Annotated in this window: 18 protein-coding genes; 9 read left to right on the top strand and 9 right to left on the bottom strand. The window is 71.2% G+C overall.

Going from position 1 to position 20,114, the window contains the following annotated elements; genetic code table 11:
• The 4 genes from ACWCQ1_RS23885 to ACWCQ1_RS23870 are packed head-to-tail and all read right to left on the bottom strand — an operon-like array spanning position 1 to position 3,969.
• Positions 1-969, bottom strand: coding sequence for a complex I subunit 1/NuoH family protein (locus ACWCQ1_RS23885; RefSeq protein WP_133043335.1), 969 nt, complete (start codon positions 967-969; stop codon positions 1-3).
• On the bottom strand, positions 966-2,747 hold the full coding sequence (locus tag ACWCQ1_RS23880) for an NADH-quinone oxidoreductase subunit C (RefSeq protein WP_451027321.1): 1,782 nt from the start codon (positions 2,745-2,747) through the stop codon (positions 966-968). The genes ACWCQ1_RS23885 and ACWCQ1_RS23880 overlap by 4 nt, the downstream gene beginning before the upstream one ends.
• Entirely contained in the window at positions 2,744-3,532 is a 789-nt protein-coding gene (locus ACWCQ1_RS23875) for an NADH-quinone oxidoreductase subunit B (RefSeq protein WP_451027320.1), read from the bottom strand. Before ACWCQ1_RS23875 ends, ACWCQ1_RS23880 begins: the two co-directional genes overlap by 4 nt.
• A complete protein-coding gene (locus ACWCQ1_RS23870) occupies positions 3,523-3,969 on the bottom strand; it encodes an NADH-quinone oxidoreductase subunit A (RefSeq protein WP_451027340.1) in 447 nt (148 codons plus the stop codon). The genes ACWCQ1_RS23875 and ACWCQ1_RS23870 overlap by 10 nt, the downstream gene beginning before the upstream one ends.
• 143 nt (positions 3,970-4,112) lie before the next feature.
• Here ACWCQ1_RS23870 and ACWCQ1_RS23865 point away from each other — a divergent pair, with 143 nt between their 5' ends.
• The 5 genes from ACWCQ1_RS23865 to ACWCQ1_RS23845 all read left to right on the top strand — a co-directional run bounded on the left by ACWCQ1_RS23865 (position 4,113) and on the right by ACWCQ1_RS23845 (position 11,001).
• Positions 4,113-5,312: a sensor histidine kinase gene (locus ACWCQ1_RS23865; protein WP_358593163.1), complete on the top strand. Its 1,200-nt coding sequence runs from the start codon at positions 4,113-4,115 to the stop codon at positions 5,310-5,312.
• A gap of 121 nt (positions 5,313-5,433) precedes the next feature.
• Positions 5,434-6,798 (top strand): sensor histidine kinase, encoded by a 1,365-nt coding sequence (locus tag ACWCQ1_RS23860; RefSeq protein ID WP_358593162.1) that lies wholly within the window; start codon positions 5,434-5,436, stop codon positions 6,796-6,798.
• Between the two features lie 261 nt (positions 6,799-7,059).
• A complete protein-coding gene (locus ACWCQ1_RS23855) occupies positions 7,060-7,719 on the top strand; it encodes a LuxR C-terminal-related transcriptional regulator (RefSeq protein ID WP_308286707.1) in 660 nt (219 codons plus the stop codon).
• 266 nt (positions 7,720-7,985) lie between these two features.
• Positions 7,986-9,929: a 2-oxoacid:acceptor oxidoreductase subunit alpha gene (locus ACWCQ1_RS23850; protein WP_133043341.1), complete on the top strand. Its 1,944-nt coding sequence runs from the start codon at positions 7,986-7,988 to the stop codon at positions 9,927-9,929.
• The gene (locus ACWCQ1_RS23845) at positions 9,922-11,001 is read left to right on the top strand and encodes a 2-oxoacid:ferredoxin oxidoreductase subunit beta (protein ID WP_133043342.1); all 1,080 of its coding nucleotides are present in this window, start codon (positions 9,922-9,924) and stop codon (positions 10,999-11,001) included. Before ACWCQ1_RS23850 ends, ACWCQ1_RS23845 begins: the two co-directional genes overlap by 8 nt.
• A gap of 94 nt (positions 11,002-11,095) precedes the next feature.
• On the opposite strand, the gene ACWCQ1_RS23840 is transcribed toward ACWCQ1_RS23845, so the two are convergent.
• Entirely contained in the window at positions 11,096-11,506 is a 411-nt protein-coding gene (locus tag ACWCQ1_RS23840) for a winged helix-turn-helix transcriptional regulator (RefSeq protein WP_358593161.1), read from the bottom strand.
• Positions 11,507-11,598: 92 nt separating this feature from the next.
• Between ACWCQ1_RS23840 and ACWCQ1_RS23835 the strand changes: the two genes are divergently transcribed.
• Entirely contained in the window at positions 11,599-12,453 is an 855-nt protein-coding gene (locus ACWCQ1_RS23835; protein WP_451027319.1) for an SDR family oxidoreductase, read from the top strand.
• 168 nt (positions 12,454-12,621) lie between these two features.
• Complete coding sequence (gene rarD / locus ACWCQ1_RS23830) at positions 12,622-13,575, top strand: EamA family transporter RarD (protein WP_133043345.1); 954 nt, start codon at positions 12,622-12,624, stop codon at positions 13,573-13,575.
• A 68-nt stretch (positions 13,576-13,643) separates the two neighbouring features.
• On the opposite strand, the gene ACWCQ1_RS23825 is transcribed toward rarD, so the two are convergent.
• A complete protein-coding gene (locus ACWCQ1_RS23825; RefSeq protein ID WP_451027318.1) occupies positions 13,644-15,095 on the bottom strand; it encodes a tetratricopeptide repeat protein in 1,452 nt (483 codons plus the stop codon).
• Positions 15,096-15,347: 252 nt separating this feature from the next.
• On the opposite strand from ACWCQ1_RS23825, the gene ACWCQ1_RS23820 reads away from it, so the two are divergent.
• Entirely contained in the window at positions 15,348-15,866 is a 519-nt protein-coding gene (locus tag ACWCQ1_RS23820; RefSeq protein ID WP_133043347.1) for a DUF6668 family protein, read from the top strand.
• A 120-nt stretch (positions 15,867-15,986) separates the two neighbouring features.
• Positions 15,987-16,583 carry a flavodoxin family protein gene (locus ACWCQ1_RS23815; RefSeq protein WP_358593158.1) on the top strand — a complete coding sequence of 199 codons (597 nt, stop codon included), beginning with the start codon at positions 15,987-15,989 and terminating at the stop codon, positions 16,581-16,583.
• Position 16,584: 1 nt separating this feature from the next.
• Here the strand turns inward: ACWCQ1_RS23815 and ACWCQ1_RS23810 are convergent, their stop codons facing one another.
• From ACWCQ1_RS23810 to ACWCQ1_RS23800, 3 genes are all read right to left on the bottom strand, one after another.
• Positions 16,585-17,487, bottom strand: coding sequence for an ABC transporter permease (locus ACWCQ1_RS23810; RefSeq protein ID WP_451027317.1), 903 nt, complete (start codon positions 17,485-17,487; stop codon positions 16,585-16,587).
• Complete coding sequence (locus ACWCQ1_RS23805; protein ID WP_133043350.1) at positions 17,474-18,448, bottom strand: ABC transporter ATP-binding protein; 975 nt, start codon at positions 18,446-18,448, stop codon at positions 17,474-17,476. The genes ACWCQ1_RS23810 and ACWCQ1_RS23805 overlap by 14 nt, the downstream gene beginning before the upstream one ends.
• Positions 18,449-18,657: 209 nt before the next feature.
• A complete protein-coding gene (locus tag ACWCQ1_RS23800) occupies positions 18,658-19,914 on the bottom strand; it encodes a LolA family protein (RefSeq protein WP_358593156.1) in 1,257 nt (418 codons plus the stop codon).
• Positions 19,915-20,114 lie beyond the last annotated feature (200 nt).

Raw genomic sequence — 20,114 nt, 5'->3', positions numbered from 1 at the left:
CTACTGGATCACCACCTTGACGATGCCGGTGAGGGCGATCTGAGCGAGGGAGAGGGGGACGAGGAGGGTCCAGGAGAGTTTCTGGAGCTGGTCCTCGCGCAGGCGGGGATAGGTGACGCGGAGCCAGATCACGACGAAGGCGAGGACGGCCGTCTTCAGCAGGGTCCACACCCAGCCGAGGCCGTCGGCGCCCCAGGGACCGTGCCAGCCGCCCAGGAAGAGGACGGTGGTCAGGCCGCACAGGACGATGATCCCGGCGTACTCGGCGAGGAGGAACAGGGCGAAGCGCAGGCCGGTGTACTCGGTGTAGGCGCCGAAGATGATCTCCGAGTCGGCGACGGGCATGTCGAAGGGCGGGCGCTGAAGTTCGGCGAGGCCGGCGACGAAGAAGACGACGGCGCCGACGATCTGCCAGGGCAGCCACCACCAGTGGAAGGCGTCGAGGATGCCGGGGAGGGAGACGGTGCCGGCCGCCATCGCGACGGAGGCGGCGGCGAGGAGCATGGGGAGTTCGTAGGCGAGGAGCTGGGCGGCGGTGCGGAGGCCGCCGAGGAGGGAGAACTTGTTGGCGGAGGCCCAGCCGGCCATGAGGGAGCCGAGGACGCCGATGCCCATCACCGCGAGGACGAAGAAGATGCCGGCGTCCAGGACCTGGCCGACGGCGCCCTCACCGGGGCCGATGGGGATGGCGAGGAGGACGACGAGGTAGGGGAGGAGGGCGACGGCGGGGGCGAGCTGGAACACGCGGCGGTCGGCGCCGGCCGGTACGACGTCTTCCTTCTGGGCGAACTTCACGCCGTCGGCCACGAGTTGGGCCCAGCCGTGGAATCCGCCCGCGTACATCGGGCCGAGGCGGCCCTGCATGTGGGCCATCACCTTGTGCTCGGTCTGACCGACGATCAGGGGGAAGGTGAGAAAGACGACGAAGACGACCAGGAGTCGCAGAGCGACGTCGAGAGCGTCGTTCACTGCGGGCCTCCTTGGGGGTCTTCGGGGGTGGCGTCCTCGGACGCGGGGTCTGCGGACGCCGGGGCTTCGGGCGCGGGGTCTGCGGACGCCGGTGCTTCGGGTGCGGGAGTCTGGGGCGCGGAGGCTTCCGGCGTTGGGTCTTCGGACGCGGGGGCTTGGCGTGCGGAGTCTTCAGGCGCTGGTGCGTCCGGGGCGGGGGTTTGGGGAGCGGGCCTGTTCTGTGCGGGCTGCTCGGGGGTGGGGGGCTCCGATGCCATAGCGGGGTGCGGCTGGTCTGCCCGCTCCGGTGGCTGGAGCTTGGGGGCCGGACGGGCGGATGGGGCGGGGTCGTCGAAGGCTGGGCGGGCGTGGTGCCAAGGAGCGTCCGGGCTGCGCGGAGCGGTGGTCGCCTTCGGTTCGGGTGTGGTCGAGGTGGGCCGCGGCCCCGAGCCCTCCTCGGCCCCGGATCCCTCGTCGGTCCCGGCGCCCTCGTCGGTCGACGTCGTGGCTCGCTGGCTCGCCGAGCCCTGGCTCGCACTCCGCGAGCGGCGGGGGGTAGTGGGCGCCGCCGGGGCAGGGGGCTCGGAGGCGCCGGTCGCGGACTCGGCAGCCCCGGTTGGGGGCTCGGCGGCAGGCGTCACGTCCTCAGTCCCCGGCGCCGACCCTTCTGCCGCGCTCTGGGTGCCGGCCGCCGTCTGGCTCACGGAACCGTCGGCCGCCGAGCGGGTACGCCGTGGTGCGGCAGTCGACGGAGCATCCGCAGCGGAGGTCTCGCCGGCCACCGTCTCGGCCTGACTCGCCGAACCTTCAGCTGCCGAGCGCGCGCGCCGGGACTCTGCTCCCTCCGACGCGCCCGTCTGGCTCACCGAACCCTCAGCCGCCGAACGCGCACGCCTCGGACCCGCCCCCGACGTGCCTGGCGTCTGACTCGCCGAACCTTCCGCCGCCGAGCGCGCGCGCCGGGACTCTGCTCCCTCCGACGCGCCCGTCTGGCTCACCGAGCCCTCAGCCGCCGAACGCGCGCGCCTCGGTGCCGTCCCGGCAGTTGAAGTCTCCGCCGCTGAAGCTCCCGCGGGCGCCTTCGGTTCCGTCTGGCTGGCGGAGCGTTCGGAGGCCGAGCGGGTTCGGCGGGCCGGGCGGTCGGCTGTGGTGCGGGCCGGGCGGTCTGGGGCGGTTCGGTCCGCTGCGGTGCGGCCTGCCCCTCGGGCGGGGCGGGGCGGGGCCGGAGGGAGTTGGCCCTTCAGGGGGCCCCACTCGTTGGGGTCCGGGACGCCCGGGGGGAGCATCTGACGGCGTTTGGGGCCGCCGTGGTCGGACTCGCCGGGTTCCTTGGCGCCGGGCCAGGCCTTGGCGACTCGGGCGGCGAGGACGAAGTCCTTGCGGAGGGGGTGCCCCTCGAAGGTCTCCGGGAGGAGGAGGTGGTCAAGTGAGGGGTGGCCTTCGAAGGTCACGCCGAACATTTCGTGGGTCTCGCGTTCGTGCCACGCGGCGCCCGCGTAGAGGTTGACCGCGCTCGGCAGGGCCGGCGCGTCGTGCGGGACCGTCGTACGCAGGAGGAGGCGGCGGACCGGGGCGAGGGCGACGACGTGTGCCGAGACGCGGAAGCCCGTGCCGGGTTCGTCGACCGCGCTCAGCCAGTCGAAGTAGGTGCAGGCCAGCTGGTCACGGGCCACCGCCAGCGCGGTGAGCCAGGAGGCGAGCGGAACGTCCACGGTCAGGACGTCGTAGGACACGTCCGCCGTGGCCTCCGTACCGAACAGTTCCTCGACCGGGGCGGGAAGCCAGCCGACCGTGCTCATCGACCCTCCTCAGAAGCCGGAGCGTCGGAAGTCGGAGCGTCGGAAGTCGGAGCGTCGGAAGCCCGAGAGTCATCGGCTTCGGAGTCGGAAACACCGGCCCCCGATGCCGCCCTCTCCCCCGGCCCCTTCACCAGCCCGCTCTGCAGAGCTTCCGCCGACGGCCGAGCACCTGCGTCCACCGCGCCGTACCGCTCGCCCAGGGACTCCCTGGCGATCTTCTCCTGGAGTTTGAGGATGCCCTGGAGGAGGGCTTCCGGGCGGGGTGGGCAGCCGGGGACGTAGACGTCGACCGGGATGATCTGGTCGACGCCCTTGGTGACGGAGTAGGAGTCCCAGTAGGGGCCCCCGCAGTTGGAGCAGGCGCCGAAGGAGATGACGTACTTCGGTTCCGGCATCTGTTCGTACAGGCGCTTCACGGCCGGGGCCATCTTGTCCGTGACCGTGCCGGAGACGACCATCAGGTCGGCCTGGCGGGGGCCCGGGGCGAAGGGGATCACGCCGAGGCGGATGAAGTCGTGGCGGGCCATCGACGCGGCGATGAACTCGATCGCGCAGCAGGCCAGGCCGAAGTTGAAGACCCAGAGCGAGTAGCGGCGGCCCCAGTTGAGGATCACCTTCATCGGTTCCGGCGCGAGGCGGGCGAGGGCGCCGAGTCGCTTCGGCTCCGGCAACAGGACCGGCTGCAACGGCGGCTGGACCGGCTGCCCGTCGGTGACACCGGTGACATCGTTGACAGCAGTGACAGCGTTGACCTCGGTGACGTTGGTCTCTGGCGTCACGTCCATGCCAGTACGCCCTTCTTGTATGCGTACAGCAGCCCCACGGCCAGGAAGCCGAGGAAGATGAACATCTCGACCAGGGTCGTCGCGCCGTAACCCGGGGCGGCGAAGACCGTCGCCCAGGGGAACAGGAAGATCGAGTCGACGGCGAAGACGACGTACAGGAAGGCGTAGACGTAGTAGCGGACCTGGGTGTGGGCCCAGCCTTCGCCGACGGGGTCGACTCCGCACTCGTACGTCAGGAGTTTCTCCGGGGTGGGGACCACCGGCCGCAGCAGGCGGCCCGCGCCGAAGGCGACGGCCACGAAGAGCACGCCGACCACGGCGAGCAGTCCGACGACCGAGTACGACCGGAAGTAGCCCGCCGCGATGACGACGGTCGGTTCCCGCACGTCCGTCCCCTCACTCGCTTCACTCGCTGCTGTTCGACGATCTGTACGCAGGGAGTCTAGGCCCTGATAAAGGGACGGTAAGCAGCCCGTCATGCCTTGAGATCGGCACGTGATGCCAAGGTGGGGTTTTCCCCAGCAGACGGGGGCGGCCGACCTCATGGCGCGGGCGCCCGGCGCGCGGCACGCTAGCCCATATGACCGAAGGATTCTCGCGCCCGGCCCGGGCCCCGGAAGGCGCCGACGACCGTCTGCCGCCCGCCCGTCTCGCCTACGAAGGACACACCTGGAAGGAGATCGCGCATCTGCTGGCGAATCTTCCGCTGGCGGTGTTCGGGTTCGTCTACGTCGTGACGGTGCTGTGGACCGGTTTCTGGCTGACCGTGACGGTGATCGGGTTCCCGTTGCTGGCGGCCGGGCTGATGGGTGCGCGGCGCTGGGGGCGGATGGAGCGGGCGCGGGCCCGGCGGCTGCTCGGGGTGCGCGTCGACGAGCCGAGTCCGCTGCCCCGGCGTGCGGCGGCGGGCGGTTTCCTGCCCTGGCTGTGGATGGCGGTGAAGGATCCGGTCGCCTGGCGCACGGTGCTGTACGACTTCATCCGGCTGCCGTGGGGCATCCTCACCTTCGTCACCACGCTGACCTCGTTGTTCGTGCTGTGGCCGGTGCTGCCGTTCATCGCGCGCGGGCTGGCCAACGCGGACCGGGCGATGGTGCGTGGGCTGCTGTCGCCCTCCGACGAGCTGGAGCGGCGCATCGCCGAGCTGGAGTCGGACCGGGGGGTCGTGGTCGACACGGCCAACGCGGATCTGCGGCGCATCGAGCGCGACCTGCACGACGGGGCGCAGGCGCGGCTGGTCAATCTGGCGATGGGGCTGGGCCTGGCGAAGGAGAAGCTCCTGGAGGATCCCGACTCGGCGGCGGAGATGGTCGCCGAGGCGCATGGCGAGGTGAAGCTCGCGCTGCAGGAGCTGCGGGACCTGGCGCGGGGCATCCATCCCGCCGTACTCACCGACCGGGGACTGGACGCGGCGCTGTCCGCTGTCGCCTCCCGCTGCACCGTGCCCGTCAAGGTGACGGTGGATCTGGAGTCGCGGCCGGCCGCGGCCATCGAGGGCATCGCCTATTTCACCGTGTCGGAGCTGCTGCAGAACATCAGCAAGCACAGCGGGGCGAGGAACGCGGTCGTCGAGGTGTGGCGGGCGGAGAACCGGCTGCTCATCCAGGTCGAGGACGACGGCCGGGGCGGTGCGCGGCTGGACGGCGGCAGCGGTATGCGGGGGCTGGCCGAGCGGCTGGGCGCGGTCGACGGGCTGTTCGTCGTCGACTCGCCGCAGGGCGGGCCGACCGTCGTCACGGCGGAACTGCCCTGGCGCGACCGTTCCGGGGCCGCGGGGTAGGGAAAACCCCCCGCCGAAGATGCCGACGGACTCCATGGTTCGCGGACCTGCGGCGCAGCAGGGTGGAGGTAGGGCGGAAGAAGCCGCACAAGGAACGGGACGAGTAGAACGGACGACGCCGATGGCCACGGAGTACGGACAGGGCTACGGGCACGGGTACGACAGCGGGTTCGGGCTCGCCGAGCCGCGCCGGCGCCGGCTGCCTGCCGGGCTGCGGGCGCCGTTCGAGGCGCGCAGCTGGCGGGAGTTCGGGTATGTGCTGCTGAGCCTGCCGATCGGGATCATGCTCTTCACGTACGCCGTGACCATGGTGGCGCTCGGCGCCGGTCTGCTGGTGACGTTCCTCGGCATCCCGGTGCTGGCGGCGGGGCTCGCCGGCTGCCGGGGGTTCGGGGCGCTGGAGCGGGCGCGGGCGCGCGGCATGCTGGGGCTGGAGGTGGGGGACCCAGAGCCGCTGCGGATGAGGAAGTCCGGGGTGATGGCCTGGATGGGGGCCGTGCTGAAGAGCGGCACCTCGTGGCGGACGCTGCTGTACGCGCTGCTGCAGTTCCCCTGGTCGGTGTTCTCGTTCGTGGTCGCCGTGAACTTCTGGGCGTACGGCTGGGCGCTGCTGACGTACCCGCTGTGGTTCTGGGTCTTCCCGGTGTACGCCGGTCAAGGCGGGCTGCAGCTGTTCGGCGACGCCCATCACTCGGTCTACCTCGACAACCCGTTCGAGATCACCGTCACGGCGTTGGTGGGGCTGTTGTTCACGCTGGCCACGCCGTGGATCGTGCGGGCGCTGACCATGGTGGACCGGGTCATGGTGCACGGGCTGCTGGGGCCGTCGCGGCTGTCGGCGCGGGTGGTGGAGCTGGAGTCGGACCGGGGGGTCGTGGTGGACGCCGCTGCGGCCGATCTGCGGCGGATCGAGCGGGACCTGCACGACGGGGCGCAGGCGCGGCTGGTGGCGCTGGCGATGGATCTGGGGCTGGCGAAGGAGAAGCTGGCGGAGGATCCGCGGGCGGCGGCGCGGATGGTGGACGAGGCGCACGGTGAGGTGAAGACGGCGCTGCAGGAGCTGCGGGACCTGGCGCGGGGCATCCATCCCGCCGTACTCACCGACCGGGGCCTGGACGCGGCGCTGTCCGCCGTCGCCTCCCGCTGCACCGTGCCCGTGCAGGTGGAGGTGGATCTGGCCGAGCGGCCGGCGCCCGCGATCGAGGGGATCGCCTACTTCACGGTGTCGGAGCTGCTGCAGAACATCAGCAAGCACTCCCGGGCCACCTGGGCGGCGGTGGACGTGTGGCGGGTCGAGGGCCGGCTGATGGTGCAGGTCGTCGACAACGGCGTGGGCGGCGCGGACGCCTCCACCGGTTCGGGCCTGGCCGGGCTCGCGGAGCGGCTGGACGCGGTGGACGGGATCCTGGTGGTGGACTCCCCGACGGGCGGCCCGACCCGGGTGACGGCGGAGCTGCCGTGGCGGGGGGAGCGGTCGTTGCGGTGACGCGTCCGTACGCCCGATTCCCGTACGCACAGTTCCCGTACGCCTGATTCCCGTACTCCCAGTTCCCGTACGCCCGATTCCCGTACGGCCGATGATCGGATCACCCGCACGGCAGGCCGGAAACGGGCCTGCCGTGCGGCTGTTTCCCGCTGATTGCCCAGGGAATCGCGTTGCCGGGGCCCCTCAGGGTCCGGATGCTGGAATGCTGGACTACTGGCAGACGGAACAGGGCGTGGGGGGCCGGACATCGTGGAGGACAGGGTGCGGGTGGTCATCGCCGAGGATTCGGTGCTCCTGCGGGAGGGGCTGACGCGGCTGTTGACCGACCGTGGGCACGACGTCGTCGCCGGGGTCGGGGACGGGGAGGCGCTGATCAAGACCATCACGGAGCTCGACGGGCAGGGCGAGCTGCCGGACGTGGTGGTCGCGGACGTGCGGATGCCGCCGACGCACACCGACGAAGGGGTGCGAGCCGCCGTACAACTGCGGAAGGCACATCCCGGTCTCGGGGTACTCGTACTGTCGCAGTACGTGGAGGAGCGGTACGCCACCGAGCTGCTCGCCGGGTCCAGTCACGGCGTCGGCTACCTGCTCAAGGACCGGGTGGCCGAGGTGCGTGAGTTCGTGGACGCGGTGGTGCGGGTGGCCCGGGGCGGTACCGCGCTGGACCCGGAGGTGGTGGCGCAGCTGCTCGGACGCAGCCGTAAGCAGGATGTGCTGGCCGGGCTCACGCCGCGGGAACGGGAGGTGTTGGGACTGATGGCCGAGGGACGGACGAACTCCGCGATCGCCCGGCAGCTCGTGGTCAGCGACGGCGCCGTGGAGAAGCACGTCAGCAACATCTTCCTGAAGCTCGGGCTGTCGCAGAGCGACGGGGATCACCGGCGTGTTCTCGCGGTCCTCACCTACCTCAACTCATGACCGGCTGACACCGGACCGGCGGCCGCGCGCTCAGCCGTCAGTCCAGCGTCCGTCCAGCCCCAGAACCGAAGAATCGCGGGGAGCGTCTTCACAGCAAGCGCCGGGGGGCGAGAAATCATGACAATTCAGGGCGTCGGACCGTCTCAAATGCGTGTCCATCATGCGAATGGCCGAGGGAAGGCGACCCTAACGGACGTAGGGTTGATCCTGGGAAGGCCTGCGGGAAGGCCGGTCCCAGACAGCCGCCTCGAGGGAGGTCCAGTTCAGTGACCAGCCAGGTCAGCAGGACAACGGAGCAGGCAGAAGCGGACACGGCGGACGGAGCCGTCGTAGGAGAGCAGCGCAGGCCGGCGGGGACGAAGGACGTCCGCCGGCTGGACCGGGTGATCATCAGGTTCGCGGGAGACTCCGGTGACGGGATGCAGCTCACCGGTGACCGCTTCACGTCGGAGACGGCGTCCTTCGGCAACGATCTCTCCACCCTTCCCAACTTCCCCGCCGAGATCCGCGCCCCCGCCGGAACCCTCCCGGGTGTCTCGTCCTTCCAGCTCCACTTCGCCGACCACGACATCCTCACTCCGGGCGACGCGCCGAACGTGCTCGTCGCGATGAACCCGGCCGCGCTGAAGGCGAACATCGGCGATCTGCCGCGCGGCGCGGAGATCATCGTCAACACGGACGAGTTCACCAAACGGGCGATGCAGAAGGTCGGCTACGCCGTCTCCCCGCTGGAGGACGGCTCGCTGGACGGCTACAGCCTGCACGAGGTGCCGCTGACCACGCTGACGGTGGAGGCCCTCAAGGACTTCGACCTCAGCCGGAAAGAGGCCGAGCGCAGCAAGAACATGTTCGCGCTGGGGCTGCTGAGCTGGATGTACCACCGGCCGACCGAGGGCACCGAGAAGTTCCTGCGCACCAAGTTCGCGAAGAAGCCGGAGATCGCCGAGGCGAACCTGGCGGCCTACCGCGCGGGCTGGAACTTCGGCGAGACGACGGAGGACTTCGCGGTCTCCTACGAGATCGCCCCGGCGACGACCGCGTTCCCGCCGGGCCTGTACCGCAACATCTCCGGCAACCTCGCGCTCGCCTACGGTCTGATCGCGGCCTCGCGCCAGGCCGATCTGCCGCTGTTCCTGGGCTCGTACCCGATCACTCCGGCCTCGGACATCCTGCACGAGCTGAGCCGGCACAAGAACTTCGGCGTGCGCACCTTCCAGGCCGAGGACGAGATCGCGGGCATCGGCGCGGCCCTGGGCGCGGCCTTCGGCGGCGCGCTGGGCGTGACGACGACGTCCGGTCCGGGTGTGGCGCTCAAGAGCGAGACCATCGGGCTCGCGGTCTCCCTGGAGCTGCCGCTGCTGGTCATCGACATCCAGCGCGGCGGTCCGTCCACGGGTCTGCCGACCAAGACCGAGCAGGCCGACCTGCTGCAGGCCATGTTCGGCCGCAACGGCGAGGCGCCGGTCCCGATCGTCGCCCCGCGCACGCCGGCCGACTGCTTCGACGCGGCCCTGGAGGCCGTCCGCATCGCCCTGACCTACAGAACCCCCGTGATGCTGCTGTCCGACGGCTACCTGGCCAACGGCTCCGAGCCCTGGCGCATCCCGGAACTCGACGAACTCCCGGACCTGACCGTGCAGTTCGCGCAGGGCCCCAACCACACTCTGCCCGACGGCAGCGAGGTCTTCTGGCCCTACAAGCGCGACCCGCAGACCCTCGCCCGCCCCTGGGCCGTCCCGGGCACGCCCGGCCTGGAGCACCGCATCGGCGGCATCGAGAAGCAGGACGGCACCGGCAACATCTCCTACGACCCCGCCAACCACGACTTCATGGTCCGCACCCGGCAGGCCAAGATCGACGGCATCGACGTACCGGATCTGGAGGTCGACGACCCGCACGAGGCACGCACCCTGGTGCTGGGCTGGGGCTCGACGTACGGACCGATCACGGCGGCGGTACGGCGGCTGCGGGCGGCCGGTGAGTCGATCGCGCAGGCGCATCTGCGCCACCTCAACCCCTTCCCGCGGAATCTGGGCGCGGTGCTCGGGCGTTACGAGAAGGTCGTGATCCCCGAGATGAACCTCGGTCAGCTCGCCACGCTGATCCGGGCGAAGTACCTGGTCGACGCCCACTCGTACAACCAGGTCAACGGCATGCCGTTCAAGGCTGAGCAGCTCGCCACGGCTCTCAAGGAGGCCATCGATGGCTGAGACGTCCACGGAAGGCACGGGCACGATCGAGGCGCTCACTCTCGTCCCCAAGGCCGCGGCCCGGCAGTCCATGAAGGACTTCAAGTCCGATCAGGAAGTGCGCTGGTGCCCCGGCTGCGGTGACTACGCGATCCTGGCGGCCGTCCAGGGCTTCATGCCGGAGCTGGGCCTGGCCAAGGAGAACATCGTCTTCGTCTCGGGCATCGGCTGCTCGTCCCGCTTCCCGTACTACATGAACACGTACGGCATGCACTCCATCCACGGCCGTGCGCCGGCGATCGCGACGGGGCTCGCGGCCTCGCGGCGGGATCTGTCGGTGTGGGTGGTCACCGGTGACGGCGATGCGCTGTCGATCGGCGGAAACCACCTGATCCACGCCCTGCGCCGGAATGTGAACCTGAAGATCCTGCTGTTCAACAACCGGATCTACGGCCTGACCAAGGGCCAGTACTCCCCGACCTCCGAGGTCGGAAAGATCACGAAGTCGACGCCGATGGGCTCGCTGGACGCCCCCTTCAACCCGGTGTCCCTCGCCCTCGGCGCGGAGGCGTCCTTCGTCGCCCGCACCATCGACTCCGACCGCAAGCACCTCACCGAGGTCCTGCGCCAGGCCGCGGCCCACCCGGGCACGGCGCTGATCGAGATCTACCAGAACTGCAACATCTTCAACGACGGCGCCTTCGACGCCCTCAAGGACAAGCAGCAGGCGGAGGAGGCGGTGATCCGCCTCGAGCACGGGCAGCCGATCCGCTTCGGGGCGGACGGTTCGCGGGGCGTCGTCCGCGATGCGGTCACCGGCGATCTGAAGGTGGTCGACGTGACGCCGGACAACGAGTCCCAGATCCTGGTCCACGACGCCCACGCGGCGTCCCCCACGACCGCCTTCGCCCTCTCCCGCCTGGCCGACCCGGACACCCTCCACCACACCCCGATCGGCGTCCTGCGCTCGGTGGACCGGCCGGTCTACGACACCCAGATGGCCGACCAGCTGGACTCCGCCATCGAACAGAACGGCAAGGGCGACCTGGCGACGCTGCTGGCGGGCGGCGACACCTGGACGGTGGTCGGCTGACGACCGCCGCGTGCGACACAAAGGGGCCCGGATGCACCGCACGGCATCCGGGCCCTTCTCGTTCCTCGGGCGGGTGCCGCTCACTCCTCGTCGCTCACTGGTCGGACGAGCCGGCATCGGCCTTCGCGGCGTCGTACCGCTCCCGCGCCTCCTGCACCGCATCCAGCCGCTTCTGGGTCCACCCCGCCAGCGCCCTCACCTGTTCCGCCGCCTCGCGGCCGAGGTCGGTCAGCGAGTAGTCGACTCGGGGCGGGATGACCGGCTTGGCGTCGCGGTGGACCAGGCCGTCGCGTTCCAGGGTCTGGAGGGTCTGGGTCAGCATCTTCTCGCTGACGCGGCCGATCGCCCGGCGCAGTTCGCTGAAGCGGTACGGGCGGTCGAGGAGCTCGATCAGGACGAGGACGCCCCAGCGGCTGGTGACGTGTTCCAGGACGAGGCGGTACGGGCACATCGCCTCGCCGGTGTCGTACTTGGAGACAACGGAGTCCACTGCACTTACGGCCATGCCAGTACCTTACTTCAAAGTGGGTACTTTCGCAGAGTTAGCGCTCCCCCTAGGGTTAGTGACATCCGCACCCCACAAGGAGATCGCACATCATGAGCATCGTCGTCACCGGAGCCACCGGACACCTCGGCGGGCACGTCATCGAGCAGCTGCTGGAGAAGGTCCCGGCCGAGCAGGTCACCGCCGTCGTGCGCGACGAGGCCAAGGCCGCCGACCTCGCCGAGCGCGGCGTGAGGCTCGCGGTCGCCGACTACAACGCCCCCGAGACCTTCGACCACGTCTTCTCCGCAGGCGACAAGGTGCTGCTCATCAGTGGCAGCGAGGTCGGCAACGACCGCGTCGGCCAGCACCGGGTCGTCATCGAGGCCGCCAAGGCGGCCGGGGTCGCCCTGCTCGCCTACACCAGCGCCCCGGGCGCCTTGAAGGCCGCCCTCGCCGACGACCACCGCGGCACCGAGGAGATCCTGCTCGGCTCCGGCGTGCCGTACGTCCTGCTGCGCAACGGCTGGTACCACGAGAACTACACCGAGAACCTCGCCCCGGTGCTGGAGCACAACGCCGTGGTCCAGGCTGCCGGTGACGGCCGCATCTCCTCCGCCTCCCGCGCCGACTACGCGGCCGCCGCGGTCGCCGTACTGACCGGCGAGGGCCACGAGAACAAGACGTACGAGCTGGGCGGCGACGAGGCGTGGAGCTTCGCGGAGTACGCGGCGGAGCTGAGCAAGCAGACCGGCAAGGAGATCGTCTACAACCCCGTCTCCGTCGAGGCCTTCACCGGCATCCTGGCCGGCGCCGGGCTGCCGGAGCCGGTCGCCGCGGTCATCGCGGGCGTCGACGCCTCCGTCGAGAAGGGCGAGCTGGTCGTCGACAGCGGTGACCTCTCGCGGCTCGCCGGGCGTCCGACCAGCACGATCGCCGACGCGATCACGGCCGCGCTCAAGGGCTGACCTCGCCGGAGGTCCGAGGGCCGCACTCCCCCGCCGGGCTCTCGGACGCACCACCCCCGCCTGTCATGACCGTATAGCGATACGGGCATGACAGGCGGGGGCCTTCGGCGTTACCTTCTTGCCTGCATACGTGTGCGACGGCGCGAGAGCGTCGAGGAGGAGGTGCCCGTGAGCGGGAAGTCGAAGGGCGAGCGGCGCACAGGTCTGCTGAACGGCTTCGCGGCGTACGGGATGTGGGGCCTGGTGCCCCTCTTCTGGCCCCTCCTCAAGCCCGCTGGCGCGGTCGAGATCCTCGCCCACCGCATGGTGTGGTCGCTGGTCTTCGTCGCCGTCGCGCTTCTCCATGTACGGCGCTGGGCCTGGGCCGGTGAGCTGCTGCGGCAGCCGCGGCGGCTGGCGCTGGTCGCCGTGGCGGCGGCGGTCATCACCGTCAACTGGGGCGTGTACATCTGGGCCGTCAACAGCGGCCATGTCGTCGAGGCCTCGCTCGGGTACTTCATCAACCCGCTGGTCACCATCGCCATGGGCGTACTGCTCCTGAAGGAACGGCTGCGGCCCGTGCAGTGGGCGGCGGTCGGGATCGGCTTCGCCGCGGTGATCGTGCTGACCGTCGGGTACGGGCAGCCGCCGTGGATCTCGCTGACCCTGGCCTTCTCCTTCGCCACATACGGGCTCGTGAAGAAGAAGGTGAATCTGGGCGGGATCGAGTCGCTGGCCGCGGAGACCGCGATCCAGTTCCTGCCGGCCGTCGGTTATCTGCTGTGGCTGACCTCGCGCGGGGACTCCACGTTCACCACCGAGGGACCCGGACACGGGGCGCTGCTCGCGGCGACCGGTGTGGTGACCGCGCTGCCGCTCGTGTGCTTCGGCGCGGCGGCGATCCGGGTGCCGTTGTCGACCCTGGGGCTGCTGCAGTATCTGGCACCGGTGTTCCAGTTCCTGCTGGGAGTCGCGTACTTCCATGAGGCGATGCCGGTCGAGCGGTGGGCCGGGTTCGCGCTGGTGTGGGGCGCCCTGTGCCTGCTCACCGTCGACGCGTGGCGGACGGCACGGGAGATGAGGCGGCGGCTGGAGGAGGCGCCACGGGTCGAGGTGGCACCGTCGGCTCCGGTGGACGCCTGACCGCGCCGACGCGGGCAGGGATGTTCCGGCGTGTTGGGTGAATGCTCGGCTGCTCCCCGCCGTCACCGTCACCGCGCCGACTTGCGGGCGCGTTCCGTGAGTCGGCCCATGCGTGCGCGGGCCGACTCCAGTTCCTCGATGTCGTCGGCGGCCGGCCCGTCCTCGGCCGTCAGCTCCGTCCACAGGCCGATCAGGTCGCGGCCCAGCTCCAGCCCCTGGTGCGGGTCGCGTACGGCGCGCCAGGCGGAGGCGGCGCTCTGGACGTTGCCGTACGCCCCCTCCGCGTCGCCGGTGCGCCGATAGGTCCTTGCGAGGTCGAGGGACAGCCGGAACGCACGCACCGGGTCGCCCGCCAAGTAGGCGATGTAGGCGGTCAGTTCGCGCAGCTTCAGCACCTCGCCGTGCTCCGGCCCGAGCACCGCCATGGCCTCCCCTACGGCTCCCACGGCCAACCCGTCCGCCTCGGCTATCCGCCCCGCCTTCACGGCCTCGTTGATCCGTGTCATCGGCTCCGCGAGAACCCCGGTGGTGGTGGACGGCTCGTCCCCCAGCACCGCTTCGGCCACGGCATCGAACCCACGGGCGGGGGTCGGGGTGGGCTCGGGCCCGGGGTCGAGGGGCGGGATGGCGAGGGGGTTGGGGGCGGGGGCGGCGGAGGCGGGCGCGGGTAGGGGGCTGGGAGCTGGGGCGGCTGAGGGGGGCGCGGGGAGCGGGTGGGGGGTGGTGATGCGCGGGGGTACGGCGGCTCGGTCGGCGCTTGCTCCGGGTGCCTCGTCGGCCCTTGTTCCGGATGCCTGGTCGGCCCCGCCGACCGCGTGCGGCGTGATCGCGTCCATGGGCGGGGGCGGCCCGAATTGTCCCGTGGGCGGTGCGACCGTGCCGGGTGCGCGGTCCTGAGGCGGCTCCGGCAGCGCGCGCAACGGGAAGGTCGGCGCGGCGTCCCGTACGGGCTCGGAGGCCGGCCGCAGCAGGTGCGTGGGCACGTCTCGGTAGGGCGTGGACTGGGGCTGGGGACCGGACGGTTCCGCGGGGTGCTCCTTCGCCACCGCGTCCCCCGACGGACCTACGCCCGCCGTCGCCGGGGCCGACTCCCGTACCGCAGAAGCCGACGGGACCGCTTCCTCCCGTCGCCGGGCCTCACCCCTTGCCCGCTCCCCCTGCTCGACCGGCTCGCTCAGCTCAACCGGCTCGACCGCCGGAGGCATCCGTACCGGCTCCCCCGTGAACGTGCTCGAACCGTCGGCCGCCACCTGGAGGTGTACGACGCAGCCGATGCGCTCGTCGTGAATCGTGGCCCGAACGGGATGGCCCGTGGCGAGGGCGATGCGGTGGAGGTGGTCGAGGACGGCCTGCTGGATCTCCTCACCGGCCGCCGGGACGACCGGAACGCCGCCGATCGAGGCACCCCCCGCTCCCGGACCGCCCGCGGGGACATGGACGTCGATCGGTGCCGCCACGAGGGCCGCGGGGAGCGCGGCCCCCTTCTGTTCCCGCTTCTTCTCGCGGCTGAGTCGAGACATCGGTTCCCTCACTCGGATGCGTCGGAAGTGGAGCGGACGGCGCGTTCGGGTTCCATGGTGCTCCCTCCCGCCGTCGGGCCCCGCCACCCCGGCGTCAAGATCCGGTCGTTCACGTACTGTCGAGTCTCTCCGGTCGCTGCCGGTTCTCACGTCACCGTCGCGTCACAGACTCGTCCCAGCGATCGGCGCCCCGGTTCGCCGGCCGCCCGGCACCGCGCGGATCCGTGGGCTTGGCGAGAAAGGAGAGCGGGCATGCGCACGGACATGCAACAGGGACCGGAGATCTGGCTCCGCGGACCGGTCGCCCCGTCGGAGCCCGGACCCCAGGAGCCCGCCCACGCCGTCGCCACCGCCCGGCGCTACTCCTGGGTCGGCACCCACGGCGGCGCCGGCGTCTCCACCCTCGCCGCCGTGTACGGCGGCCATGACTGCGGCCGGGAGTGGCCCGGACCGGACGACCCGCGCTCCGTCCTGCTCGTCGCCCGCACCCATGCCTCCGGACTGGCCGCCGCCCTGCGCGCCCTGGAGGTGTTCCGGCGCGGGCAGGCGCCCCAGGGGCTCGACCTGGACGCCCTCGTCCTGGTGGCGGACGCGCCGGGCCGGCTGCCCCGCCCGCTCGACCGGCAGATCCGGCCGCTGGAGCAGGTCATCGACGTCTATCGCGTCCCCTGGGTCCCCGACTGGCGTCTCGGCGACCTCGGCGGCCGTCCGCCCCGCGAGACGGAGGCGCTGGCCCGGCTGACGGGGGCGGCGGCCGGACGGCGCGGCTGAGTCCCGTCCGTTGGGGGCGCCCTCCAGGCGTCGCCTCGCCACCCCATGGACAACTACTTGTGTGCGCATATAATGCAGGTGCGAGTAATCGTCGTACGCCGCCTTTCTCTGGGGGACCTCATGACCCGTCGCTTCCTGTTCGTGCTCGGCAGCAGCCGCGCCGACGGCAACACCGAACTCCTCGCCCGCCGGGCCGCCGAGCAGTTGCCCGCCGAGGTCGAGCAGCAGTGGATCTCCCTGGCCGAGCAGCCGCTGCCCGACTTCGTGGACCTGCGACGCGACAGCGACCATGTCCACCCGCCCACCGGCAGTGTCCCGGCCCTCCTTCTCGACGCGACGCTGGCGGCCACCGACATCGTGATCGCCTCCCCGCTGTACTGGTACTCGGTCTCCGGTCTGACCAAGCGCTACCTGGATTACTGGTCCGGCTGGCTGCGCACCCCGGGTCTCGACTTCAAGGCGGCCATGGCCGGCCGCACGCTCTGGGGTGTCGCCGCGCTCGCCGACAGCGAGCCGTCCGTCGCCGACCCGCTGATCGGCACCCTGAACAACTCGGCCGCGTACCTCGGGATGCGGTTCGGCGGAGTGCTCCTCGGCAACGGCAGTAGGCGCGGTGATGTGCTGCACGACACCGCGGCCCTCGCCCGCGCCAAGAGCTTCTTCGCGCAGGAGCCGCCGCTCGCCCGCTTCCCCCACGAGACCCGGGCCGCCGCCTGAGCTACGCCGTGATGTCCCTCGTCGTGAACCGCGCCCAGGCCGCCGAGCCGAACACCGCCGCGTACAGGGCCTGGAGGCCGAGGTTCTTCGTCAGGTCGTCCCAGTAGACCGGGTCGCGCATCAGGTCGGCGAAGGACAGCCAGTAGTGGGAGAAGAAGTACGGCTGCAGGGCGTGCAGTTGGGGTATCTGGTCGAGGATCTGAACGGTGATCAGCAGTCCGACGGTCGTCGCCATCGCGGCGATGCCGCTGTTGGTCAGCGTCGAGATGAACAGGCCGAGCGCGGCTATGCCGATGAGCGATGCCGCGACGACCAGGGCGATCAGCAGGGCCCGCCCCAGACCGTCGGCGAAGCCGATCCGGGTGCCGGAGATGGTCGTCAGATCGCCGAGCGGGAACAGGACGGCTCCGACGGCGAGCGCCGATGCCGCGACCACGAGGGTGGCGACCAGGCAGAAGGCCAGCACCGTCGTGTACTTGGTGAGCAGCAGCCGGGTGCGGCCGGCCGGGGCGACCAGCAGGTAGCGCAGGGTGCCGGCGTTGGCCTCCCCCGCTATCGCGTCTCCCGCGACGACCCCGATCGCCATCGGGAGGAAGAACGGCAGCGTCGCCGCGAGGGCCGTGAAGACCAGGAACAGGCCGTTGTTGGTGATCTGGGCGATGAACGCCGGGCCGCCCCCTCCGCCACCGCGGCCGGGACCGGCCGAGGAGCCGTCGCTCGTCTCGATCTTGACGGCGATGCCGACGAGGATCGGGACGGCCGCGAGGACGGCGAGCAGGGCGAGGGTGCGCCAGCGGCGGAAGGTGGTGACCAACTCGCTGCGCAGCAAGCCGAAGGTCCACAGGGGGCTCGGCGTGCGCACCTCGCCCAGCTCCCGGGGGACCGCCGTCTCAGCCCGCGACATCGAAGCCCTCCCCCGTCAGCGCCACGAACGCGTCCTCCAGCGAGGCCCGCTCCACTCCGAAGCCACGCACGCGCACACCCGCCGTCACCAGCGCGGCGTTCACCTCGGCCAGATCCCGGTCCGGGGGCTCCGCGGTCACCCGGTCCTCGGCGGCGACGACGTCGGCGGCGCCCTGCTCCTTCAGCACGCGGGCCGCGTCCCCGGTGTCCGGCGTCGTGACGACCAGCCGGCCGCGCGCGCCCGCAGCCAGGTCGGACACCGCGCCCTGGGTGATGAGGCGGCCCTGTGCCATCACCGCCGCGTGGGTGCAGACCTGCTCGATCTCGTCGAGGAGGTGGGAGGAGAGGAAGACGGTGGTGCCGTCCGAGGCCAACTCCCGGACCAGGGAGCGGATTTCCCGCATGCCCTGGGGATCGAGGCCGTTGGTCGGCTCGTCCAGGACCAGGAGTCTGCGCGGCTGCAGCAGCGCGGCGGCGAGACCGAGCCGCTGCTTCATGCCGAGCGAGTAGGCCTTGGCCTTCTTGCCGGCCGCCGCCATGAGCCCCACCCGCTCCAGCGCCGCCGCGACGCGGGCACGCCGGGTGCGCGGGTCGGCGGTCGGGTCGGCGGCGTCGTAACGGATCAGGTTGTCGCGGCCGGAGAGGAAGCCGTACAGAGCGGGGCCCTCGATGAGCGCGCCGACATGCGGGAGGACGGCGCGCGAGCTCCTCGGCATGGGGCGGCCGAGCACCCGGGCGGTGCCCGAGGTGGGCTCTATCAGGCCCATCAGCATGCGGATGGTGGTGGTCTTGCCCGAGCCGTTCGGACCGAGGAAGCCGAAGACGCTGCCCGCCGGGACCGTCAGGTCGAGGCCGTCGACGGCGAGTTGCCCGCCGCGGTAGCGCTTGGTGAGCGCGCGGGTGGCGATGACGCTGTCACCCGGCTCGGCGCGGTCCGGCTCCGGGGCTGACGCCTCGTCCATCGGCTCCCTCGATTCGTGCTCGTACCGCGTGGCGCGGCGACTACTCACCGTGATGACGAACGGTCGCCGCGCAAGGTTCCCGGCCAAGCGCTCCGCTGGAAGTACCGGGCGCGTCGTCGGTCGTCCGCGGCGCCGTCGTGGCCGGTGGCGCAGTTCCCCGCTCCCCTTCGGAGGCGCCACCGGACCGCGGCGGACTTCACCAGGTTCGCTCAGCCCGCGTTCGCCGCCTTCACCAACGCGTCCTTGCTGACCGCGCCGACGTAGACCTTGCCGTCGTCGGTGATCAGGGCGTTGATCAGGCGGGTCTTGAAGACCGTGCCCGAACCGAACTTGCCCGTGACCTTGTCGCCGAGGGAGTCGAGGAAGCCGCCGAACTGGCCGCCGGCCTCGGCGCCGGAGGGCACGCCCTGGCCGCCGGTGTCGAAGGTGGCGATGGAGTCCCAGCCCTTGCCGATGACGTTCATCCCGTCGGGACCCTTGCCCGAGTCCTTCCCGGACGGGCCGCTCCTGTCGTCGCCCTTCGGAGCGCCCTTCGGGGCGACCTTCGGGGCGCCCTTGGCGTGCCCGTCCGCGTGCTCGCCCTGGTCGCCCTCGGTGACCTTCGCGCCCTTGGGGGCCTTGAAGTCGAAGGTCGAGGCGGCCGGCTTGGCGAAGCTGATCTGCGTGAAGCCGGCGTCGATGACGGCGGCGCCGCCGCTCGCCGGGGTCAGGGTGAACTTCAGCGGCAGACCGGTCTTCGCGTCCACGGCCACGGTGATCTGACCGACCGTCGAACCGGAGTCCTTCGGCTTGACGACCAGCCGGTACGCGTCCCGGCCCGCGACCTGGGCGGTGCCCTGGACGGTCACGGAGGTGGTGTCGTCGACGGCCTTCAGGGCGTCCTTGGTGAGCTGGTCGGGCGTGGCGGGCGGCTGCTCCTGCTTCTTCTCGGAGGCGCCGTCGTCGGGGGCGGTGGAGTGGTAGACCTCGTTCGACTGGCTGTCGTAGCCCCAGACGTCCTTGCCGTTGTGGATGAGGCTGTACTCCGCCGCGTTCTCCAGCAGGGACAGCTTCTGCCGGTCCGGGCCGTCGGCCGCCACGCGCAGGGTGTGGGTGCCGCTGGCGAGTTCGGTGAGCTTGGACGTGGGGTCGGCGGAGGACCCGTCACCGGATCCGCGCCCGGCGCCGGACGTCAGGCTGCTCTCCAGGCCGCCCAGGTTCGGCAGGCCCAGATCCGTGGTGACCTTCACCGTGCCGGACAGCTGCTGCACGTCCGACTTGGCGATCTTGTCGAGGAGTTGCTGCGCGCTGATCTTCGGCAGGCTGGGGTCGCCGGAGTCGGCGAGCGCCGGGACTAGCCCGATGGTCGCCGCCGCCACCCCCACCACCGCGACCGGGACGACGTACCGCGCGGCCTTGCGCCTGCCCGCGCGCAGGTCGTCGGCCTCGCCGGCGATCGTGCTGTCGTCGGATTCGTACGGTGCCATGTGTGCGCTACCTCCGTCGTCGGCGGCGGCTTCCAACTTGCCTGTCAGCACTCGTCTTCCACCCAAGCCGCCATTCTCACCCGAATCGGTGAGGAGTGGTGTTTTCCGTGGTTTCCAGTTGACCAAATCGACGGAGGACAAGCGTCAAACCTCGGGGGCAACTCCGTGTACTCCTGGGGTATGACGCGAGAGGGCGACGC

It is taken from the genome of Streptomyces sp. NPDC002144, from assembly GCF_053593695.1.
Note: the sequence above shows the minus strand (reverse complement) of the source record. Positions and strands in the feature narration are given on the sequence as shown.